Source organism: Bradyrhizobium erythrophlei, assembly GCF_900129425.1.
Taxonomy (GTDB): domain Bacteria; phylum Pseudomonadota; class Alphaproteobacteria; order Rhizobiales; family Xanthobacteraceae; genus Bradyrhizobium; species Bradyrhizobium erythrophlei_C.
This window is the reverse complement of the sequence record NZ_LT670817.1, coordinates 7,220,001-7,242,737: the sequence shown is the minus strand read 5'-3', so window position 1 is coordinate 7,242,737 and position 22,737 is coordinate 7,220,001. Positions and strand designations below refer to the sequence as shown.

At 60.8% G+C, this 22,737-nt stretch carries 12 protein-coding genes, 2 tRNA genes, 2 rRNA genes and 1 riboswitch (1 of these 17 cut by a window edge); of the genes, 9 read left to right on the top strand and 7 right to left on the bottom strand.

The annotated features are described in order from the left end of the window. Positions 1–662: 662 nt before the first annotated feature. Positions 663–2,579 (bottom strand): pyrroloquinoline quinone-dependent dehydrogenase, encoded by a 1,917-nt coding sequence (locus B5527_RS34450; protein ID WP_079607724.1) that lies wholly within the window; start codon positions 2,577–2,579, stop codon positions 663–665. Between the two features lie 391 nt (positions 2,580–2,970). Between B5527_RS34450 and B5527_RS34445 the strand changes: the two genes are divergently transcribed. Next, complete coding sequence (locus B5527_RS34445) at positions 2,971–4,749, top strand: adenylate/guanylate cyclase domain-containing protein (RefSeq protein ID WP_079605472.1); 1,779 nt, start codon at positions 2,971–2,973, stop codon at positions 4,747–4,749. Positions 4,750–5,816: 1,067 nt separating this feature from the next. Here B5527_RS34445 and B5527_RS34440 read toward each other — a convergent pair. The 3 genes from B5527_RS34440 to B5527_RS34430 are packed head-to-tail and all read right to left on the bottom strand — an operon-like array spanning position 5,817 to position 8,729. Continuing rightward, on the bottom strand, positions 5,817–6,758 hold the full coding sequence (locus B5527_RS34440) for a prephenate/arogenate dehydrogenase family protein (RefSeq protein ID WP_079605471.1): 942 nt from the start codon (positions 6,756–6,758) through the stop codon (positions 5,817–5,819). Further along, positions 6,755–7,852, bottom strand: a complete 1,098-nt coding sequence (locus tag B5527_RS34435) for a pyridoxal phosphate-dependent aminotransferase (protein ID WP_079605470.1) — start codon at positions 7,850–7,852, stop codon at positions 6,755–6,757. The genes B5527_RS34440 and B5527_RS34435 overlap by 4 nt, the downstream gene beginning before the upstream one ends. Positions 7,853–7,880: 28 nt before the next feature. Continuing rightward, positions 7,881–8,729, bottom strand: coding sequence for a chorismate mutase (locus tag B5527_RS34430; RefSeq protein WP_079605469.1), 849 nt, complete (start codon positions 8,727–8,729; stop codon positions 7,881–7,883). Between the two features lie 219 nt (positions 8,730–8,948). Further along, positions 8,949–9,028, top strand: a riboswitch (SAM riboswitch). Between the two features lie 89 nt (positions 9,029–9,117). Between B5527_RS34430 and metX the strand changes: the two genes are divergently transcribed. Together metX and metW are read left to right on the top strand one after the other, a co-directional pair. Continuing rightward, on the top strand, positions 9,118–10,320 hold the full coding sequence (gene metX / locus B5527_RS34425) for a homoserine O-acetyltransferase MetX (RefSeq protein WP_079607723.1): 1,203 nt from the start codon (positions 9,118–9,120) through the stop codon (positions 10,318–10,320). Further along, on the top strand, positions 10,317–10,985 hold the full coding sequence (gene metW, locus B5527_RS34420) for a methionine biosynthesis protein MetW (RefSeq protein WP_079605468.1): 669 nt from the start codon (positions 10,317–10,319) through the stop codon (positions 10,983–10,985). Before metX ends, metW begins: the two co-directional genes overlap by 4 nt. A 25-nt stretch (positions 10,986–11,010) precedes the next feature. Here the strand turns inward: metW and B5527_RS34415 are convergent, their stop codons facing one another. Further along, positions 11,011–11,874: an alpha/beta fold hydrolase gene (locus B5527_RS34415; protein ID WP_079605467.1), complete on the bottom strand. Its 864-nt coding sequence runs from the start codon at positions 11,872–11,874 to the stop codon at positions 11,011–11,013. Positions 11,875–12,101: 227 nt separating this feature from the next. Between B5527_RS34415 and B5527_RS34410 the strand changes: the two genes are divergently transcribed. Beyond that, the gene (locus tag B5527_RS34410; RefSeq protein ID WP_079605466.1) at positions 12,102–12,773 is read left to right on the top strand and encodes a TIGR02594 family protein; all 672 of its coding nucleotides are present in this window, start codon (positions 12,102–12,104) and stop codon (positions 12,771–12,773) included. Here B5527_RS34410 and B5527_RS44810 read toward each other — a convergent pair. Further along, positions 12,763–13,536: an MOSC domain-containing protein gene (locus B5527_RS44810; protein WP_172842754.1), complete on the bottom strand. Its 774-nt coding sequence runs from the start codon at positions 13,534–13,536 to the stop codon at positions 12,763–12,765. The two genes, B5527_RS34410 and B5527_RS44810, sit on opposite strands and share 11 nt — an antisense overlap. Positions 13,537–13,761: 225 nt before the next feature. Between B5527_RS44810 and clpB the strand changes: the two genes are divergently transcribed. Continuing rightward, positions 13,762–16,401 (top strand): ATP-dependent chaperone ClpB, encoded by a 2,640-nt coding sequence (gene clpB, locus B5527_RS34395; protein ID WP_079605464.1) that lies wholly within the window; start codon positions 13,762–13,764, stop codon positions 16,399–16,401. A gap of 86 nt (positions 16,402–16,487) precedes the next feature. Here the strand turns inward: clpB and B5527_RS34390 are convergent, their stop codons facing one another. Then, positions 16,488–18,548 (bottom strand): M23 family metallopeptidase, encoded by a 2,061-nt coding sequence (locus tag B5527_RS34390; RefSeq protein WP_172842753.1) that lies wholly within the window; start codon positions 18,546–18,548, stop codon positions 16,488–16,490. Positions 18,549–19,369: 821 nt separating this feature from the next. Here B5527_RS34390 and B5527_RS34385 point away from each other — a divergent pair. From B5527_RS34385 to B5527_RS34370, 4 genes are all read left to right on the top strand, one after another. Continuing rightward, positions 19,370–20,860 (top strand): 16S ribosomal RNA (locus tag B5527_RS34385). Positions 20,861–21,069: 209 nt separating this feature from the next. Continuing rightward, positions 21,070–21,146, top strand: a tRNA-Ile gene (locus B5527_RS34380). A 56-nt stretch (positions 21,147–21,202) separates the two neighbouring features. Continuing rightward, a tRNA-Ala gene (locus B5527_RS34375) sits at positions 21,203–21,278 on the top strand. A gap of 464 nt (positions 21,279–21,742) precedes the next feature. Next, positions 21,743–22,737: ribosomal RNA gene (locus tag B5527_RS34370) — 23S ribosomal RNA — on the top strand (it continues 1,850 nt past the right edge of the window). The 16S and 23S rRNA genes sit together here with 2 tRNA genes alongside, the layout of an rRNA operon.

The following is a 22,737-nucleotide window of genomic DNA, read 5'->3' as shown; positions in this document are numbered from 1 at the left end:
GCGCCGACTTCCGATAGGGGCACGAAACGGACATGCCGATGCAGTCGCCGGACGTCTGCCCTTGAGGGATCAACGGACCTGGCTGGGACGCGGCTCGAAGTCTGAAAATGACCCAGGCTGTGTGAAAACGTGCACGCGCAGTGAACGCGCAGAATTGTTTTCTCTCTTTTCTTCTTCCGACGGTGACTGGCAGATCGCTTCTTTTCTTATTCAACGCAATCGAGACAAACTTTCTACGCGCAAGTTCGACGTCCGAGTTTTTACACAGCCTGGGCACTTTTCCGACATGCCGGAGCGGTCTGACGATGTCCGTTCCTCGGGGTAGACCGGAAGTGGCCGAACCACGGTCGACGCGATTGACCCTTACCGGAAATCGGCGGGAGCGGCTCCTGGTCGCGCTCGCTAGGGCGTGATGAGATGAGGTTAGATTGAGCTAGGACGCAGCGGAAACTTTTACCTCTCCCATAGGGAGAGGTCGGCGCGTCGCGCCGGGTGAGGGGTTACGGTCTATCGTTGGTGCAGCACCCCCTCACCCGATTTGCGGAGTTTATCATCGGGCGGCGCTTCGCGCCGACCCGTTGGCAAATCGACCTCTCCCCGCTGGGGAGAGGTGAAGGCACACCGATTCAAATTAAAACCATTACGCTTTAGTTGCTCGGTCATTATGGCAGCGAATACGCAATTACCGAATCTCCGAGGTTTGTTCCGAGCTTACCGTGGCCGCCGGCTGCGATGACAATGAACTGTTTGCCGTTGTAGCCTGCAAGATAGGTCGCCGGCATCGCTTGACCACCGGAAGGCAGGCGCCCCCTCCAAAGCTCTGCTCCTGTCTCCGTGTCGAAGGCCCTCAGGTAGTTGTCCATTGCGGACGCGATAAATGTAAGGCCTCCGGCGGTAACGATCGGGCCGCCCAGATTTGGAGTGCCTCGAACAATGTTGGCGGGGTTCTTGATCATGTCAGCCGTCGTACCGAGCGGCACTCTCCATCGAATGGACCCGTTGGAGAGGTCTACGGCAACCAATTCGCCCCACGGCGGCGGGTTGCAGGGGAATCCCAGCGGCGAGTGGAGCACCTCGCGACTCATGCCGTAAGGTGTGCCGTGTTGCGGAGAAACCTCCGCCCGTAACGTCCCCTGCTGTGCGGCGTTTTCGACCGGCTTGTATTGGTCCCGTGGAATTAGGTGAACCTCCATTGGAAGATTATTGATGTTGGTTACAAAGATCTGTCGCTTCTGATCGAAGGCGCCGCTACTCCAGTTCATGCCGCCAAGGTTGCCTGGAAACGCGACGGTGCCCTGAACGCTGGGTGGCGTGAAAATTCCGTCTGTCCTTAGCCTTTCCAACCGCGTGCGGCAGGCTTCCCGCTCTTCGGGATTGATGCCCCAGGCATCTTTCGCCGTCAGTTGCTGAGCCGCGAGCACCGGTGGCGATAGTGGGAATGGCTGCGTCGGTGCCGCATCCTCACCCTCGGAATCACTTTTTGGGACCGGGCGTTCCTCGACAGCAAAAACCGGCTGTCCGGTCTCCCGGTTCAAAATGAAGAGATTACCGGTTTTATTGCCCTGAATGACCACTGGCGTATCGCGGCCATCGCGGCGCAGCGTAGCGAGCACAGGTTGGGCCGCCGTATCGTAATCCCATAGATCGTGATGAACGAGCTGAAATCCCCAGACCAATTCACCGGTCTTGGCGGACAGCGCTACCACGGAATTTGCCCATTTGTTGTCGCCCGGCCTCTTGACGCCGTGATAATCCGGGCTCGCGCTACCTGTCGGAACAAAGACCAAACCACGTCGCGCATCCACCGAAATTGTCGACCAGACATTTCCTGCCCCTGTCGGCGCGAGCGCCCGCTCAATCGGGTGCCAGCTCCATCGGAGCATCCCGCTCCTCGCATCATAAGCCCGCACCGCGCCGTCGGGGCTGTTAACCCGATCGTTATCGGCAATGGAGGATCCAACGATGACCAGGTCGTCAATAACAGCTGGCGCCGACGTTTCTTCATATTCGCCGCGCCGTTTAATATTGGTGATGCCCTCCTTGAGATCGATCTGTCCTCTGACACCGAAGTCGGCACAGGGGCGACCGGTCGATGCATCAAGAGCAAACAGGCGCGCATCAATCGTAGCCAGGAAAATGCGCTGATGGCACGAGCCACCGTCAGTGCCGCTAAGGTCTGACCAAAATGTTACGCCGCGGTTCACCAAGCCCTCGGAATAGTGCTCTTTCAAATCGATTTTCGGATCGAAGTTCCATTTTTCCGTTCCGGTTTCAGGGTCGAGCGCGAGGACACGGTTGAAGGGCGTGCTGAGATACATCGTCCCGCCAACAACGATCGGGGTGCCCTCGAATTCGCTCTTCGGCCGACCATCGCTGCCGTCGGAAACGTCGCCAGTATGAAGCTCCCAAGCTGGCTTTAGCTCGGTCACATTTGTTTTGTTGATCTGGTCCAGCGGCGAATAGCGGCTTCCACCCGCGTCGCCCCCGTAAAACGCCCAGTTGCCGTCGAGCGGGTCGGCGGCAGCGACGCGTGAAATTGCCGACATCAGGCATATTGCAGTCAGTACCAGGATCCGCATTTGTTGCACTCCTGACCAGCCGGGCGGTATCGCGAGGTAGACCAAATTGGATCGTGACCGCACCGAAGAGCCTCATCCAAGCGTCAGAATACCTCGAAGTCGAGGCGATTCAGATAGCGGTCGGCGATATGGAAGCGGCGAAAACGATGACAACGCCGCCTTGTGGCCGAGCCCAAGGTTCTCATCGAGGCTGAGGTGGAAGAGTCCGTTCTCGGCACGTTTGCGACATGCCAGAGCGGTCTGACTATGTCCGTTCCTCGGGGTAGACCGGAAGTGGCCGAACCACGGTCGAAAAGACGCGATTGACCCAACTCGGACATTGGCCCTAGCCCAAGGGCAACGCCCTATGCTTTGATATGTCCGACGGATCTACCGATCTCGGGAGGCCGTTTTGACCGACAATCGCGTTGAACGGCGGCTTGCAGCTATCCTTGCGGCTGATGTGGCTGGATATAGTCGCCTGACCGGCTTGGACGAGGAAGGGACACACGCCCGGCTGAGGGAGCGTTTGCGTGGACTCGCTGATCCCAAGATCAGCGAACATCGTGGCAAGGTCGTCAAGCACACGGGCGATGGCGTGCTCGCTGAGTTCGGCAGTGTCGTAGATGCGGTGCGGTGCGCCATTGAGGTCCAGCGCGGTATGGCTGAGCAAAATGCTACGATGCCGCAGGTCAAGCGGATCGAATTTCGCATCGGCATCCACGTCGGTGACATCATCGTCGATGACAACGATATCTTTGGCGACGGCGTCAACATCGCCGCTCGCCTTGAAGGGATTGCGGAGCCGGGTGGCGTTTGCATCTCTGACGACGCACAACGTCAGCTCCGCGGGAAGGTCGATTTCGCCTTTGAGGATATGGGTCCGCAGAACCTGAAGAATATTGTTGAACCGATGCGAGCGTGGCGGTTGAGGATGAATGCGAGCGGTTCTCCGGCAGCGCCGATAGAGCCGCCTGTCGAGAGCACGCAAGCTCTGGCGCTCCCCGACAAGCCGTCTATCGCCGTGCTTCCGTTCCAGAACATGTCCGGTGATCCCGAGCAGGAGTATTTTGCGGACGGGATGGTTGAGGAAATCACCACCGCGCTCTCACGGTTCAAATGGTTGTTCGTGATCGCTCGCAATTCAAGCTTTACGTTCAAAGGCAAAGCCGTCGATGTCAAGGAAGTCGGACGTAGGCTTGGCGTGCGCTATGTCCTTGAGGGGTCTGTGCGCAAGGCGTCAGGGAAGGTTCGGATCACAGGACAGTTGGTTGATGCGGTGACCGGCGCGCACATCTGGGCGGACAGGTTCGAGCGTGACATGGCAGATGTTTTCGCTCTCCAGGACGAAGTCACGGTCGCCGTTGTCTCGGCCATTCAGCCAAAATTGTTTCAAACAGAAATTGCAATGGCGACGCGGCGGCGACCGGAGAACCTCACCGCATATGATCTCTTTCTCCGAGCCATGCAGCAGTTTTACCTATCGACCCGCGAAGGGTTGGCCGAGGCGATAAGGTTGGCTCATCGCGCCTTGCAGCTGGACCCGCAGTTCGGCTTTGTCACGGCTCTGGCAGGTGTCTGTCACATGCAAAGGGTCCTTTATGGCTATGCTGTCGATCCTCAATTCGACAGGAAGGAAGCAGTTCGGCTTATGCGCCTGGCATTGAGCATCGACGATAGTGATCCAGATACGTTAGCATTCGCTGCCATAATCTCGGCGTACATGGTCGGCGATTGTGAACGTGAGATCGAAATGGCTAACCGGGCGGTCGCACTCAACCCCAATTCATTTTTGGCATGGAGCAGCAGAGGCCACGTCTTTAGAATTGCGGGGCTGCCGGAGGAAGCGATCCGGAGCTTTGAACGTGCCATTCGCGCGAGCCCGGTAGACCCGCGGCTACACCTTATGTTTGTTGGGATGGGGATGGCCTTTATTGAGCTTCGTCGCTTTGACGAGGCCATCGTCGCAGGGAAGAAAGCCCAACGCCAGAACCCCTCATTTCCGCCAGCTTCTTTCTGTCTCGCGTCCGCTTTCGCTCATCTCGGACGCGACGGTGAAGCGCGTGAGGCGGCGGCGCGTCTGCTTGAGACCGATCCCGCCTTCACGATATCCGCGAGGATGGGTCGGCGCAGACAATCACACTTGAAGCTATTGATTGAGGGCCTTCGGAAGGCGGGGTTGCCCGAATGAGCCCGCGCACACGTGCGCCGATAAGTGATCGAATAGATCCCCTTTTTGTTGCGGTGCATGAGTCTGGATTTGGCACTTTTGCGACATGCCAATTCTGCCGACGAAGGTCGGCTATCGGGGGTAAAGCGGAAGTAGCCGTCCGACGGGCCGGGGTGATTTGCCCGTCAGGCAATTTCTCGAAAATCGTGTCCAGCCCCATTTGAAAAAATATTCTGGTTTTCCGAAGAGGCAAATCAGTTTATCTCTTTCGCCGTCCTGTCCCACAGAGGGGCGTTTCGCGAACGTCACGAACGCGGGGCGGGATGCGGTGGACGCTGATAGCGCTTGTGACGAAAGCGTTTGTTGGCGGACGGCGAAGTCGTGTGGTCCTGATGCCTCGACGCCGGCATCAAGTTTGCAAATCGCAAGCGACGGTGACAAGAAAGCCGATCACCGGGGAGATCACGTATAAGCCGTAAACCATTGCGTGCGGGAATGTCGGGTGATTTCCGGTGGCTCGCTGTGAATACTCGTGTGCATACTTACTACCATAGCGCACACGAGGCTGCGGGTGCATCGGGCGCCCGGCATTCCCCACGCCCTCTGTTTTCAGGGCGGAGATCAATTGCAAACCTCGGACGCATCGCGCCGCGAGATCGCGAAGGTGTGTCCACGTCATTGCGAGCGCAGCGAAGCAATCCATGCAGCAACACAAAGAAAGAGTGGATTGCTTCGCTGCGCTCGCAATGACGATCGCAGAACGAACGTGTCACGCCGCCAGCCGTCATCGCCCGCCACCGGGTCTCGCCTTCGGCGAGCCCGATGACAGGCTCCGGCGGGCGATCCAGTACTCCGAGACGCCAGCGATGGAATCGATAAGCCGCGGCGTACTGGATACCCCGCATGCGCGGGGTATGACGACCTTTTGGGGGAGAGCGAAGCAAAGCAATCCACTCTGCCGATGGATTGCTTCGCGGAGCCTGTCATCGGGCGCGCATTCGCGCCGTTGGCTTGCAATGACGGGTCATAAAAGCGCCGGCGCACGCGTGGCGTCATTGCAAGGCGCAAAGCGACGACGCCGTGCTTTCTCAGTCCGCTTTCTTTCCCAGTTGCGCGTGCGGACGGCCGAAATCGGGCGCGGCGGAATCCTGCCCGATCTCGACGATGCCGCGGCGGATGGCGCGGGTGCGGGTGAAATGTTCGAACAGCGCTTCGCCGTCGCCGCGGCGGATCGCGCGGGTCAGCTTGGAGAGGTCCTCGTTGAAGGTGCCGAGCATTTCCAGCACCGCCTCCTTGTTGGCCAGGAACACGTCGCGCCACATCACGGGATCGGAGGCCGCGATGCGGGTGAAGTCCCGAAAGCCGCCGGCGGAAAATTTCATCACTTCCGACGAGGTCACCTGGCCGAGTTCTTCGGCGGTGCCGACGATGGTGTAGGCGATCAGATGCGGCAGATGGCTGGTGATCGCGAGCACGAGATCATGATGGTCGGGCGTCATGGTCTCGACCCTGGCGCCGAGCGCGGCCCAGAATCCGCGCAGTTTCTCGACCGCGTCGGGATCGGTACCTTCAGGCGGGGTCAGAATGCACCAGCGGTTGATGAACAATTCGGCGAAACCGGAATCCGGGCCGGAATGCTCGGTGCCCGCCACCGGATGCGCCGGCACGAAATGCACGCCGGCAGGCAAATGCGGCGCCATGTCCCGCACCACCGCGCCCTTGACCGAGCCGACGTCGGAGACGATGGCGCCCGGCTTCAGGTCGGCCGCGATCTCCTGCGCGACCGCGCCGCAGGCACCGACCGGGATGCAGAGGATGACGAGATCGGCGTCTTTGGCCGCCTCCGCATTGGTCTCCACCACGGCATCGACGATTCCAAGCTCCTGCACCCGCGCACGCGTTTTCGCCGAGCGCGCGGTAGTGACGATCTCTGCCGCCAGGCCCTGTTCACGCGCGGCACGCGCGATCGAGCCGCCGATCAGCCCGAAGCCGATCAGCGCGATCTTCCGGAAGTGCGGCGCGGCGTTCACTTGCCCGCCATGAAGTCGCGCAAGCCCTCGACCACCAGCCGATTGGCCTCGTCGGTGCCGATGGTCATGCGCAAGGCGTGGGGCAGGCGGTAATTGCCGAGCGCGCGCAGCACCAGGCCGCGTTTGGTCAGGAACGCGTCGGCGTCGGCGGCGGTCCTGCCGTTGTCGAACGGGAAGTGGATCAGCACGAAGTTCGCCACGCTCGGCGTCACCTTGAGGCCGAGCTTTGTCAGTTCCTCGGTCAGCCAGTTGCGCCATTTTTCGGTGTGCGCCTTGGACATCTGCTGATGCGCGGTGTCCTCGATCGCCGCGACCGCCGCCAGCATCGCCGGCGTCGACACATTGAAGGGACCGCGGATACGATTGACCGCATCGACGATATGGGCCGGCCCGAACATCCAGCCGACCCGCAAGCTCGCGAGCCCGTGGATCTTGGAAAAGGTGTGGGTCATCACGGTGTTTTCGGTCGTCGCCACCAGTTCGATGCCGATCTCGTAGTCGTTGCGCGACACGTAGTCGGAATAGGCGGCATCGAGCACCAGCAGCACATGCGGCGGCAATCCGGCGCGCAGCCGCTTGACCTCGTCGAACGGCAGGTAGGTCCCGGTCGGGTTGTTCGGGTTGGCGAGCCACACCAGCTTGGTGCGCGGCGACACCAGTTTCAGGATCGCGTCGACGTCGGCGGTGAAGTTGGTCTCGGGTGCGACCACGTTGATGGCGCCGTTCGCCATCGTCGCGATCGGATACACCAGAAAGCCGTGGGTGGTCGAGATCGCCTCGTCGCCGTGGCCGAGATAGGTATGTGCCAGCAGGTTGAGGATTTCGTCGGAGCCGGCGCCGCAGATGATGCGGTCGGGATCGAGCCCGAAGGCGCGGCCGATGGCCTCGCGCAGCACGCGCGAGGTGCCTTCCGGGTAGTCCTCCAGATGCGCCGCCGCCTGCTTGTAGACCTCGATCGCCTTCGGCGAAGGCCCGAACGGCGTTTCATTGGCCGACAGCTTGAACACCTTGCGGCCCGGCTCCGGCACCGGGCTCTTGCCGGGCGTGTAGGGCGCAATTTCGAGAATGCCGGGATTCGGCACGGGACGGGACATCTTCAACTCCGGATTATCGGGGCGGCCTTTACGATTTCGCCGCCCCATTCGGGGGCACCGTATAGCGCGTTGCATGGCTGCCGACGAGAGCCGATGAACGCACCGACGCGCCGGCCTCGATCAGCGCCGACCGGATCTTTTCGAGGCTGGTTGAGCCCGCCACCGACACCAGAAGGGCTGCGCCGTCGAAGGCGGTGTCCGGCACCGCGAGGATTTCGGCGAGCGGCGACAGCGCCCGCGCGGTCTCGGCGTTCCAGCCGGAGACCCGCACGCTCCACATCTCGACCTCGGTCACCATGGCGCTGTCGGCGACCCGGGATACCACGAATACCGGCAGCGCCGCCGGATGGTCGGCGCGCTCGACGAACGGCAGCCGCGCGATGATCTTCGGCGCGCCATCGGCCTCCAGCGCGACCCACCACGCCGTGCGGCTGGAGGTGGCAGAGACCAGTGCCAGATCGCCCTTCGACCGGGCGACGGCTTCGACCGCCGCGGGAGCGCTGAAATGCGAGACGTAGGGAACGGTGAACCCGAAATGAAACCGCGCCGAATCCCGCATGGCGGATTCGCCGAGCGAAATATCGGCATGCACCGAAAACGGCGCCTGCACGTAGGTGAAGGTCGAGATGATGACGCGCCAGATGCTCTCCACGGTGTCCAGCGGCAGGATGCCGCGATGACGCTGTACCAGCCGGCGCATCATGTCGGCCTCGCGCGCCGGGCGGAACGCGGAGCCGACTTCCTGGGTCTGCTTCACCTGTATCAGCCGGTCGATGATATCGCCGCGCGCCATCAACAGGCCGTGGACCTGCGCGTCGATGGCGTCGATCTCCGTGCGCAGTTTCTCGAGCGAGGGCGGGGCAGGGGGCTTGGACATGCGGAAACCTGATAAAACGCAGAAGTTCGAGTTCAAGGTTGGTTGCAACAAGGATGTCCTCATCCTGAGGAGCGGCGCCTTCGCCGCATCTCGAAGGATGGGGGCCTTGTTCTCCCTCATGGTTCGAAACGGCGCAAGGGCGCCTCCTCACCATGAGGGGTCTCGACCCCTGTTAACCGCAGGCTTCTCTTGACGAAAACCCTGCCGGAGACTACCCTTATTCAACTCCGTGGTCATTTGAGCCGGCCGGCTTGCAGCCACGTTAAACAATTCGCTAAACAGGCCGGGGACAGATTTGATCCCGGTCGAACGTTGTTCAGGCCGGGTTTTTTATGGCCTGATTTCCGTGGTGGCTTCGCAAAGCCTCCTGAAGGAGGTCGGTATCAAGATGGTGAAGGTACAGTCGATATCCAGTCCGGCGATCCACGCCGACGAGCGGTCGCAGGAGGCGGATCATCCGAGTTCGCTGCTGGCGAAGTTCGGCGTGGACCAGCCGTTACCGCTCGATTGCGGCATCGATCTTGCGCCATTCCAGATCGCCTATCAGACCTATGGCGAACTCAACGCCGACCGCTCCAACGCTATTCTGGTCTGCCATGCGCTGACCGGCGATCAGCATGTCGCCAATGTGCATCCGGTGACCGGCAAGCCCGGCTGGTGGGAAACCATGGTCGGTCCGGGCCGTCCGCTCGACACCGACAGCTACTTCATCATTTGCGCCAACGTGATCGGCGGCTGCATGGGCTCGACCGGGCCGGCATCGACCAATCCCGTCACCGGCAAATTATGGGGACTGGATTTCCCCATCATCACCATTCCCGACATGGTGCGCGCGCAGGCCATGCTGCTCGACCGCCTGGGGATCGACACGCTGTTCTGCGTGGTCGGCGGCTCGATGGGCGGCATGCAGGCGCTGCAGTGGACCGCCGCCTATCCCGCCCGCGTGTTCTCGGTGCTGGCGGTCGCGTGCAGCACGCGGCATTCGGCGCAGAACATCGCGTTTCACGAACTCGGCCGCCAGGCTGTGATGGCCGATCCGGATTGGCACAACGGGCGCTACTTCGAGCAAGGCACCCATCCGCATCGCGGCCTCGGGGTCGCGCGGATGGCCGCGCATATCACCTATCTGTCGGATGCCGCCCTGCACCGCAAGTTCGGCCGGCGGATGCAGGACCGCGACCTGCCGACCTTCTCGTTCGACGCCGATTTTCAGGTCGAGAGCTATCTGCGCCATCAGGGTTCGTCGTTCGTCGAGCGCTTCGATGCCAACAGCTATCTCTATCTGACGCGGGCGATGGACTATTTCGACATCGCCGCCGATCATAATGGCGTGCTGGCGCAGGCGTTCCGCGGTATCCAGGCGCGATTCTGCGTGGTGTCGTTCACCAGCGACTGGCTGTTTCCGACTCCGGAGTCGCGCGCGCTCGTGCATGCGCTCAACGCCTCGAGCGCGCGGGTGTCGTTCGCGGAGATCGAGACCGACCGCGGGCATGACGCATTCCTGCTCGATGTTCCCGAATTTTTCGACATCTCCCGTGCATTCCTGGAATCCGCGGGCAAGGCGCGCGGCCTGAGCGGGAAGCCGACATGACCATGCAGCAACAGGTCCTGCCGCTGACCGGCATGGCGCCGTCGGACACCGGGCATTATCGCGGCGATCATCTATTGGTGGCGCAGATGGTCGAACGCGGCTCGAAGGTGCTGGACGTCGGCTGCGGCGAGGGCGATCTTCTGCAGTTGCTGGAAACACGGGGCATCGACGGGCGCGGCATCGAGTTGTCGCGCGAGGGCGTCAACCGCTGCGTCGCCAAGGGGCTCGCGGTGGTGCAGGGCGACGCCGACACCGACCTCGTCAACTATTCCGACGACGCCTTCGATTACGTGATCCTGTCGCAGACCTTGCAGGCGACGCGGCAGCCGCGCGTGGTGCTGGAGAATCTGCTGCGGATCGGACGCCGCGCCATCGTTTCGTTTCCGAATTTCGGATTCTGGAAGATGCGGCTGCAGCTCCTGGTCGGCGGCCACATGCCGCGCACCGAAAACCTGCCGGCGACCTGGTACGACACGCCGAATATCCATTTTTGCACCATCAAGGATTTCGTGCAGCTCTGCGACGAAATCAACGTCAAGATGGAGCGCGCGGTGGCGCTCGATCTCTACGGCCGGCCGCTGCGGCTCAACGCGCCCTGGTGGTTCTGGAACATGTTCGGCGAGCAGGGCGTGTTTTTGCTGAGCCGGGCCGGGAAGAGCCGGTAAGCTAGGTCGTGATCGCTATGTTTCGTCATTCCGTCATCGACCTTGGATCGCGCGCCGGCCAGCGCCCGGCTTCGACCAGAGCGACAAAACGCTCGACCATTTCGTTGAACAGTGCGGGCTCCTCGAGATTGAGCACGTGACCTGACTTCGGGAATATCGCCAGTCCCGATGCCGGCAGATGCTTCTTCAGGAACAGGCTGGGTTCGATGCAATTGTCGTCCTCGTCGCCGCAGATGATGAGCGTCGGCGTCGGGACTTTTCGGATCGCCTCGGTCAGCGTGTAGACCGAAGGCCTGCCGCCCTGAAAGCCGCGCATGGTATTGGCCGAGCCCCTGGAATCGTGCCGCGCCAGCGAATCGTAGAAGTCGGCGTGTCCACGCGGATCCTTCAGCAGAAACGGAATCCGGCTCGGCGCCTCGCGCGTCGCTTTCGCGACTTCAGCCGAGCCAATCGTCTCGTATTGCTCGCCATTGGCCTGGCATTGCTTGCGGAAGGCATCGAGATTTTTCAGGTCCGAACCGGAGCCGACGGCGGCCAATGTCAGTGACAATGCCCGCTCCGGCGCGTTCAGGCCGATCTGCAGCGACGAATAGGAACCCATCGACAGCCCGACGAAATGCGCTTTCTGGATCTGCAGGTGATCGAGCACGGCGAGCGCATCGGTATAGAAGTGCTTGTAGGTATAGGCGTCGGGCGCAGGCGGCACATCCGATGGCGTGTAGCCGCGCGCGGAATAGGCGATGCAGCGGTGCCCGCGCGAGAAGTAACGCATCTGCGGCTCCCAATTGGTGTAGTCGGCGGCGAATTCGTGCAGGAAAATGATCGGCGTTCCCTGGCCTGCCTCCTCGAAATAGAGGCGGACATTGTCGCTCGTTACGGCATAGGGCATTTGATTATTCCTTCTCATGGGCCGGCTTCGAAAATCGCAGTTAATGCTCGCGGCTGCAATGCGGCGATCACTGATTTTTTGTCACGAAATGATCGCGGAATGACCCCGAAACAGATCTTGCACCGCCGCATCGCGTCTTGCTCCCGCCATACCGCAACTCGCATACGAAGCCGCGGATGTCGGCCTCACAAGCCGGCGGGGAGCGGGGGTGTCAAAGAGGATAAAGTATGCTTCAGTTGTATGCGTTTTGCCGGTTGCTTCGTATCGCTTCTCTTCGCGTCGTTGCACTGGCATTGTGTTCGGTGGCGATCGTCGCGTCGGCCAGCCCGGCTTCGGCAAGGACTCACTATGGCGCGGGGCGACACGCTCATGCGCGTTACGCCGGCCGAAACGCCAGGCGGCACTACGCTTATCGTCACTATCGGCACTTCGCGCGCGCATCGCGCTGGGAGCGCGGCATCGCGCAAATGCAAACACACGGCTTTGGCGAAACCAATGCCAGCCTCGGCTCAAGCACGGTGTCCGGCGGCATGACGTCCAGCGGCTTCGGATCGTCGAACGTTGTCGCCGAGGCGCGCCGCTACATCGGCGGCAATCCCACCAGCCGCGCAACCCTGTGGTGCGCACGGTTCATGAACATGGTTTTGCAGCGCACCGGCTTTCACGGCACGGGCTCGGACGCGGCGCGTTCGTTCGCTAGCTACGGCCAGCGTGTATCCGGGCCGCAGGTCGGCGCCATCGCCGTCATGGCCCGGCGCGGCGGCGGACATGTCGGCATTGTCAGTGGCATCGATGCGGCCGGCAATCCGATCCTGATCTCCGGCAACAACCGCAATCGTGTCGTGGAAGCGCCGATTTCACGCCGCAGAGTCTACGCCTACGTCATGCCTACGAACTGACCGTCACATGATCGCCGGTGGCAATGGTGCAGCCGGCGATCACCTCGGCATAGACACCGCACGCGTTATGGCCGAGGCGCTGCATCAGCACAGGCGGGATGTCGAGGTCGCGCGCCGCGGTTTCCGGATCGACGTTGACGGCGGCGCAGCGGGTGATCCGCTTCACGACCTTGAGCCGCGCCTCGCCAATGGCAAAGGTCCGGTCGAGTAGTTCGAACTCCTGCCACGCCGGCCAGCCATTGACATACAGGTTGGCGCGGAAACGCAGCGGGTGAACCGGCAGGCCGACCATGTTCTCGATGGCGGCGACGCTGCCGAGATTGATGATGGAGACGACTTTCCTGGCGACATCCGAAAAGCTGTGGCCGCCGCCTGAAAGGATTTTGGGCGGTCCCTTGAGCTCATGAGCGAAATGGGTTGCGAAAAACGCCTCGACGGCGGCGCGGCCCTCCGCTGTTTCCATGTCACCGCGCGCAACCAGCTTGCCGTTTTCGCGAATCGTCAGCAGATGGGTGTCATCCTCAAAATGGGTCCGCAATCCCGCCAGCCGCTCGTTGCGCATCAGCATCAGGTAGTGGGATTTCGGCAGCCACGCCGGTGCGGCAGGATCGAAGCCGCTGGGGCCGTTCTCGATGGCATAGCGGCGGTCGGCCGGAAGCGTCTGGCCTACGCCCAGTGCGACGCTGGGCAAGGGTTCCGGGGAGAGGCCTTTGACGGGATAGCGATAAAGGCCGGCGATCTGTGCGGGCTGGTTCGGAGGCATCCGGTTTCTTAAGGGATTCTCCGGCCGCGCGCCATCGCACACGAATTTGTGAAACCGGCTCTTCCGTTTTCGGAACCCGCTTCCCACATTTGCCTCAAGCCGGCATGAGCGTCGGTGACGCCACTGCGCGCCGGATTGAGGAATGTCAATGCGGCCCGCGGAAACCCCGTGAAGATGCTGTGTCCGTGCCTTCGGGGCGGAGCGGCAGGCTGAGGGACTACAGCTATGAATATTGAAAAATACACCGAGCGTGCACGCGGTTTTATCCAGTCGGCGCAATCGCTCGCGATGCGCGACGGCCACCAGCAGTTTTCGTCGCTGCATCTGCTGAAAGTACTGCTGGATGACAGCGAGGGTCTCGCCGGCGGTCTGATCGACCGGGCCGGCGGCAATTCGCGCGCGATCCTGAAGTCGACCGAAGACGCGCTCGGCAAGCTGCCAAAAGTTTCCGGAAGCGGTGCCGGACAGGTTTATCTCGGGCCGGAACTGGCGCGCGCGTTCGACACCGCGGAAAAAGCCGCCGAAAAGGCCGGCGACAGTTTTGTCACCGTCGAACGGCTGTTGCTTGGGCTGGCGCTGGAAAAGGGCAGCGACGCCGGCGCCATCCTGAAAAAGGGCGGCGTCACGCCGCAAAACCTCAACGCGGCGATCGAAGCCCTGCGCAAGGGCCGCACCGCCGATAGTGCGACGGCCGAAAACGCCTATGATGCGCTGAAGAAATATGCGCGCGACCTGACGCAAGCCGCCCGCGATGGCAAGCTCGACCCCGTCATCGGGCGTGACGAGGAAATCCGCCGCACCATCCAGGTGCTGTCCCGCCGTACCAAGAACAATCCGGTGCTGATCGGCGAGCCCGGCGTCGGCAAGACCGCGATCGTCGAAGGTCTGGCGCTGCGGATAGTCAACGGCGACGTGCCCGAGAGCCTGAAGGACAAGAAACTGTTGTCGCTCGATCTCGGCTCGCTAATTGCGGGTGCAAAGTATCGCGGCGAGTTCGAGGAACGGCTGAAGGCCGTGCTGCAGGAAGTTACCGCGGCCGAGGGGTCCATCATCCTGTTCATCGACGAGATGCACACGCTGATCGGCGCCGGCAAGGCCGACGGCGCGATGGATGCGTCCAATCTGCTCAAGCCGGCGCTGGCGCGGGGCGAATTGCACTGCATCGGCGCGACCACGCTCGACGAGTATCGCAAGCATGTCGAAAAGGACGCGGCGCTGGCGCGGCGGTTCCAGCCGATCTTCGTCTCCGAGCCGACCGTCGAGGACACCATTTCGATCCTGCGTGGCCTGAAGGACAAATACGAGCAGCACCACGGCGTGCGCATCACCGATTCCGCGCTGGTGGCGGCGGCCACGCTGTCGAACCGCTATATCACTGACCGTTTTCTCCCCGACAAGGCGATCGACCTGATGGATGAAGCCGCGGCGCGGCTGAAGATGCAGGTCGATTCCAAGCCGGAAGAGCTCGATTCGCTGGATCGGGAAATCATCCGGCTCAGGATCGAGCAGGAAGCCCTGAAGAAGGAGAGCGACCCCGGCTCGAAGAGCCGTCTGCGGACGCTGGAAAAGGAACTCGCCGAACTCGAAGAAAAGTCGGCGGCCCTGACCTCGCGCTGGAGCGCGGAGAAAAACAAGCTGTCGAACGCGCAGAAGCTGAAAGCCGACCTCGACGCCCTGCGCATCGAACTCGCCAACGCGCAGCGTCGCGGCGAATACCAGCGCGCGGGCGAACTGGCCTATGGCCGGATTCCCGAACTTGAGAAAAGGCTCGCCGAGATCGAGGCCAAGGAAAACTCCGGCGAGATGATGGAGGAAGCCGTCACCGCCAACCACATCGCGCAGGTGGTCTCGCGCTGGACCGGCGTGCCCGTCGACAAGATGCTCGAGGGCGAAAAGGACAAGCTGCTGCGGATGGAAGAAAGCCTCGGCAAGCGCGTGGTCGGCCAGGCCGAAGCCGTGCATGCGGTGGCGACCGCGGTGCGGCGTTCGCGCGCGGGACTGCAGGATCCCAACCGGCCGATGGGCTCGTTCATGTTCCTGGGGCCGACCGGCGTCGGCAAGACCGAACTGACCAAGGCGCTTGCGGAATATCTGTTCGACGACGAGACCGCGATGGTACGCCTCGACATGTCCGAATACATGGAGAAGCACTCGGTATCGCGGCTGATCGGCGCGCCCCCCGGCTATGTCGGCTATGACGAGGGCGGCGCGCTCACCGAAGCGGTGCGGCGGCGGCCTTATCAGGTGGTGCTGTTCGACGAGATCGAGAAGGCGCATCCCGATGTCTTCAACGTGCTCTTGCAAGTGCTCGACGACGGCCGCCTGACCGATGGTCAGGGCCGCACAGTCGATTTCCGCAACACGCTGATCATCATGACCTCGAATCTCGGTTCGGAATTCCTCGTCAATCAGCCGGAAGGCGAAGACTCCTCGGCGGTGCGCGAGGAGGTGATGAGCACGGTGCGCGCGCATTTCCGCCCGGAATTCCTCAACCGCGTCGACGAGATCATCCTGTTCCACCGCCTGCAGAAGAGCGAGATGGGAAGGATCGTCGAGATCCAGTTCGGCCGGCTGCAGAAGCTTCTGGAGGAGCGCAAGATCGTGCTCACGCTCGATGCCGCGGCCCGCGACTGGCTGGCCGCCAAGGGCTGGGATCCCGCCTATGGCGCCCGGCCGCTCAAGCGGGTGATCCAGCGCAGTCTGCAGGATCCGCTAGCGGAAATGATCCTTGCCGGCGACGTGCGGGATGGCGATCACGTCGCGATCTCGGTGGAAGGCAACGTGCTGACGTTCAACGGCAAGGCGCCGCAGACTGCCGAAATCGCGCAGTTCGAAGCGCCGATACCGAAGCGGAAGCTGAACTGACGGCCAAGACCGGCCCTCTTCGCTGATATGGAGAAGGCCGGTCGGTGTCGGCACCGAAACATCGGCTCAGATGGATCAGCCGCCCTTCAGCGATTGCTGATTTGCCGCACGCCGGCGGTGTCGGCTGCGTCGGATAGCCGGGCCACGCCGCCGCGACTGTTCATCATGGCGTCGAGCCGGTCGCGTTCCTTCTCGAAGCTTGCCATCAACGGTCCGTCGAGCGAACGGCCGCGCGGCAGCTTGATGCGCATCGGATCGACGAAGCGGCCGTTGACCAGGATTTCGTAGTGGACGTGGGCGCCGGTCGATTGTCCAGTCGAGCCGACGAAGCCGATCACCTGGCCCTGGCGAACCCGTTTGCCGACCTCCAGCCCCTTGGCGAAGGCCGACATGTGTCCGTAGGCGGTCTCGTAACCGTTGTTGTGCTTCAGCTTGACGTACTTTCCGTAGCCGCCTTCCCAGCCCGCGACTTCGACGACGCCGTTGCCGGAAGCAAAGATCGGCGTGCCGTAGGCCGTAGCCCAGTCGACACCGGTGTGCATCTTGACGTAACCGAGGATGGGATGGCGGCGGCTGCCGAAGCCCGAGCGCATGATCGCGTTGTTGACGGGTTTGCGCACCAGGAACTTCTTCGCGCTCTTGCCGGTCTCGTCGTAATAATCGACCACGGAGTCGTCGGGGGTCTGGAAGCGATAGTATTTCTTGGTCTCGCCGCCGACGGTGAGGGAAGCAAACAGCACCTCGGTCTTTTCGGTGATGGTGGCGCCTTCGTCTTCACCAGCGAAAAACACGTCGAAGGAGTCGCCGGGCTGTACCTTGCGCTGGAAGTCGACGTCATAGGAGTAGATGCGGATCATGTCCTCGATGACGCTCGGCGGCACCTTGTTGCGCAGCGCGGTCTCGTAGATGCTTTGATAGAGCCGAACGCCGCTGCCGTCGTCATCAGCATCATCATCGCTGTTGTCGGCGGTTTCGGTAACGCTGTTCATGCTCTGCACGTCGACAGCGACATATTTGCCGAGATCGGACAAGGCGGCCACGGCTTCGATGGTGGAGTCGTTGGCGACAATCACGCGATAGGGCTGCAGCCGCTGGCCCGGACCCGCCGGCGCCATCAGGATGCGCAGCTTTTCGCCCTCCTTCAGGCCGCCGTCGCGGCCGCGGGCGCCGAGCGTGGTGGCGATCGATTTGGCTTCTTCCGGCGTGGCACCCTGATCGCGCAGGATCGAGATGACGGTATCGCCCTTCTTGACCAAGTGAACGCGTTCGCCGGATGGATTGCCGCCGGTGGCCTGCTCTTTCGTCTTCGGCAGCAGTGTGACGTTTTCCGGCACCACCCGGGTTTCGAAGCCGGCATAGGGATCGGCAGAGGTGCCCTCGGAGGCATAGGCGAGTTTGAGATCGGGCTGGCCGCCGCTGGCATCGGCGGCCGCGTTAGCGAGGGCGGCGTAGCGCACGCCGCTGCCGCCGCCGCGCCAGTTCGAGGCATCGCGCACCCGCAGCAGCACCTCATCGAGCGCGACCACCGCGGCGATCTTTGCCTTCGGCAGGATCGGCGCAAGGTCCTTGGTGACGAACGAGACCTCGGCATCAGGTTCGGCGGCGTCGGCATTATTCGGATCGTCGGAGGTGGCGGGCGTGGGAGCGCCGACATCGCTCAGCATGCGCTGGGCGTTGAACGGCGGGATCTTGGCGCTGAGATCGCTGGTCGTCATCGACAGATTGCCGGAAATGCGGATGAACGGCCGCACCCGCATCACGTCGCGGTTGCCGACCCGGGTGACCGTCGAAACCCGCATCACATTGCGCGAAGCGCTCGATTCGCTGGGCGGCGGCAGACGATCGCTCTTGCGCAGGCTGGCGGTCCGGTCGTTGGCGCCGAACGCGCCGCGCAGCGCGCCCTCGACCCGCTCCGGGACCTTGGCAAACGTCATCTCGCCGTCGAGCGACGCAAAAACGGCGCCGCCAATCAGAGCTGCGCCGCACAGACCGGTCAGGATGGTACCGCTAAACCATTGCACGGAAACCCGGCGGCGATCGATCACCGCGGCTTCCGAGCCATCGACGGAAAGCGGCGGCTCGTGACCAAGATCGATGATCCCGGTCTCGCGTCCGTAGCCGCCACCGCGTGACGTCCGTTGGTTCAACCCGCCGTCCCCCCAAATTCCATCAACATTCGAGACCTTCGCTCAATCCCTCTCCCGTTTTCATCAAGGGAATATCCGGGAGCATGGCGTGCCGCATGGCTGTTCGGGAATCTTGAAGACCAAGAGGCCGGCCGGAATCACGAACAACAATGGTGTGCAAATCTCTCGATGTTTCCAGGCTGCAGGGAAAAGGCGACGGGTTCACTGGAAATCGCCGGTTCCCTCGGTCATGAACGTCGGCAGCCCCCACTGGCACCCGACGATTCAACGCTTATGTAACGCCAGAACGTCGCAGCATTGTGGCTCAAGTACGGCGCAAAGTCCCTAAAAATCTAGACTTCTTCGCAGTGCAAGATTCTGGTCGGTGATGCGACGATTTGTTGACAACACCGGTTGACAAGGCCGATTGGGCCGGCTTATAAACCGCCCACTGAGCGCGGCGCTGTCTTGGCCCTTGGCCAAGGCAAGTTTTCGCGCCTGTAAGCTCCTCACTAGGATGAGTGAATCAACAGCCGATACCAATCGGTTGTCATTTGCCGTCGAGTGAGGATTTAGCGACCCTTCCAGAGATGGAAGTGGGGTTTTCGGACCCCGGGCTGTTTGACAAGTGAAGATGAAGAAAGAGAAACGTGGACGGCGGAGTCCTTGCGAGTCTCGATGTCTGAAGACTTCGGTTTTCAAGTATTGAGGCTGGACGAAAGACTTCGGCGGTACACGTTTACATAGGTTACACCATCGTTGTTCGCGATGTGAATCGCGTTCAATAAATATGGTGGGACCTCGTCAAACGTTGTGATCAGCCGGTTCAAAAGTTTCAAGTCCAACTTGAGAGTTTGATCCTGGCTCAGAGCGAACGCTGGCGGCAGGCTTAACACATGCAAGTCGAGCGGGCGTAGCAATACGTCAGCGGCAGACGGGTGAGTAACGCGTGGGAACATACCTTTTGGTTCGGAACAACACAGGGAAACTTGTGCTAATACCGGATAAGCCCTTACGGGGAAAGATTTATCGCCGAAAGATTGGCCCGCGTCTGATTAGCTAGTTGGTGAGGTAACGGCTCACCAAGGCGACGATCAGTAGCTGGTCTGAGAGGATGATCAGCCACATTGGGACTGAGACACGGCCCAAACTCCTACGGGAGGCAGCAGTGGGGAATATTGGACAATGGGCGCAAGCCTGATCCAGCCATGCCGCGTGAGTGATGAAGGCCCTAGGGTTGTAAAGCTCTTTTGTGCGGGAAGATAATGACGGTACCGCAAGAATAAGCCCCGGCTAACTTCGTGCCAGCAGCCGCGGTAATACGAAGGGGGCTAGCGTTGCTCGGAATCACTGGGCGTAAAGGGTGCGTAGGCGGGTCTTTAAGTCAGGGGTGAAATCCTGGAGCTCAACTCCAGAACTGCCTTTGATACTGAGGATCTTGAGTTCGGGAGAGGTGAGTGGAACTGCGAGTGTAGAGGTGAAATTCGTAGATATTCGCAAGAACACCAGTGGCGAAGGCGGCTCACTGGCCCGATACTGACGCTGAGGCACGAAAGCGTGGGGAGCAAACAGGATTAGATACCCTGGTAGTCCACGCCGTAAACGATGAATGCCAGCCGTTAGTGGGTTTACTCACTAGTGGCGCAGCTAACGCTTTAAGCATTCCGCCTGGGGAGTACGGTCGCAAGATTAAAACTCAAAGGAATTGACGGGGGCCCGCACAAGCGGTGGAGCATGTGGTTTAATTCGACGCAACGCGCAGAACCTTACCAGCCCTTGACATCCCGGTCGCGGACTCCAGAGACGGAGTCCTTCAGTTCGGCTGGACCGGAGACAGGTGCTGCATGGCTGTCGTCAGCTCGTGTCGTGAGATGTTGGGTTAAGTCCCGCAACGAGCGCAACCCCCGTCCTTAGTTGCTACCATTTAGTTGAGCACTCTAAGGAGACTGCCGGTGATAAGCCGCGAGGAAGGTGGGGATGACGTCAAGTCCTCATGGCCCTTACGGGCTGGGCTACACACGTGCTACAATGGCGGTGACAATGGGACGCTAAGGGGCAACCCTTCGCAAATCTCAAAAAGCCGTCTCAGTTCGGATTGGGCTCTGCAACTCGAGCCCATGAAGTTGGAATCGCTAGTAATCGTGGATCAGCACGCCACGGTGAATACGTTCCCGGGCCTTGTACACACCGCCCGTCACACCATGGGAGTTGGTTTTACCTGAAGACGGTGCGCTAACCCGCAAGGGAGGCAGCCGGCCACGGTAGGGTCAGCGACTGGGGTGAAGTCGTAACAAGGTAGCCGTAGGGGAACCTGCGGCTGGATCACCTCCTTTCTAAGGATGATCCTTCAGATCAGCTCACGCTGTTCTATCGGATCGTTTTAGAAACATCAGGGGCCAGCAGTTTCAGGATTGCTGAGCTCCATTGGCGGGATTTCGCCGTCTACGTTTCTCTTTCTTCGCGGACGAACACGCGCCAGGGGCTGCGCTTGTGCGATGCATCTGGTGCGAACCGGTGCGCGCGAGCATGCTCCTCGTGTAGGGGGCTTGTAGCTCAGTTGGTTAGAGCGCGCGCTTGATAAGCGTGAGGTCGGAAGTTCAAGTCTTCCCAGGCCCACCACTTTGATCGAGCGCAGGCCGTCTCTCATCCAGCGTAAAGCATTCGTCTTCTGGTACGGGGCCATAGCTCAGCTGGGAGAGCGCGTGCTTTGCAAGCATGAGGTCGTCGGTTCGATCCCGTCTGGCTCCACCACGCTTCGCTTCGGCTATGCGTGGCGCAGCCGGGCATGGCGATCGACGCGTGCCCGGCGAAGCTCGAAAGAGCGAAGACGGGCTGACTACCGAGTGCCAAATCATCGTCCGCGAAACATCACTTCGCACGTCGTGTCCCTAACGGGATGCGCGTGCGGGATTTCTGACATCGTAAAGAGGAGATTGATCCGAGTTTGGGATCTGCGAAGCAATTTGCAGTTCACAATCACTATCTCCGGGACGTTTCGGCGCCTGTTCATCGCAAGATGAGCGGGTTGTAAATGTCCTTGTTGGTGAAGCTTGACCGCCTCATCATCGGGTTGATCTTACGAAGCAAGCTGGTCTTTCTAATCAGTGTCCAGCCGCATGCAGCATTCATCGAGGGTGCGCGCCTTTGAAGTTTCGACTTCAGGGCAAGTGTGCGGACTACATTCTGCCGAGTGTGTGGACATTGATAATGAGAGCAATCAAGTGCCTTAAGGGTGTTCGGTGGATGCCTTGGCGCTGAGAGGCGATGAAGGACGTGCTACGCTGCGATAAGCCGTGGGGAGCTGCGAAGAAGCTTTGATCCACGGATTTCCGAATGGGGAAACCCACCTTCGATAGCTGGAACTCCAAGGCCTTGTGTCCTGGGGTTCATACAGCAATGTGTGAGACCAAGCCGCGAGGTTTTGGATTTCCAGTTATCAAGTGAAGGTATGAAACTTCTGAATTCATAGGAGGTTTTAAGCGAACCCAGGGAACTGAAACATCTAAGTACCTGGAGGAAAGGACATCAACAGAGACTCCGTTAGTAGTGGCGAGCGAACGCGGACCAGGCCAGTGACACATCAAAGACAACCGGAACCTGTCAGGAAAGCAGGGCCTCAGAGGGTGATAGCCCCGTACGGGTAATGCAATGATGTGTCCTTGAGTAAGGCGGAACACGTGAAATTCTGTCTGAACGTGGGGGGACCACCCTCCAAGCCTAAGTACTCCTCAGCGACCGATAGTGAACCAGTACCGTGAGGGAAAGGTGAAAAGCACCCCGACGAGGGGAGTGAAATAGACCTGAAACCGGACACCTACAAACAGATGGAGCCCAAGATACGTTCTGGGTGACATCGTACCTTTTGTATTATGGGCCAGCGACTTAATTTAACGAGCAAGCTTAAGCCGATAGGCGTATGCGCAGCGAAAGCGAGTCTGAATAGGGCGCCAAGTTCGTTGTATTAGACCCGAAACCTAGTGATCTAGCCATGAGCAGGTTGAAGGTGAGGTAACACTCACTGGAGGACCGAACGGGTGTCTGTTGAAAAAGACTCCGATGACTTGTGGTTAGGGGTGAAAGGCCAATCAAACTGGGAAATAGCTGGTTCTCCGCGAAAGATATTTAGGTATCGCCTCGCATGAATGCTTCGGGGGGTAGAGCACTGGATGGGCTAGGGGGACTTACCGTCTTACCAAACCCAACCAAACTC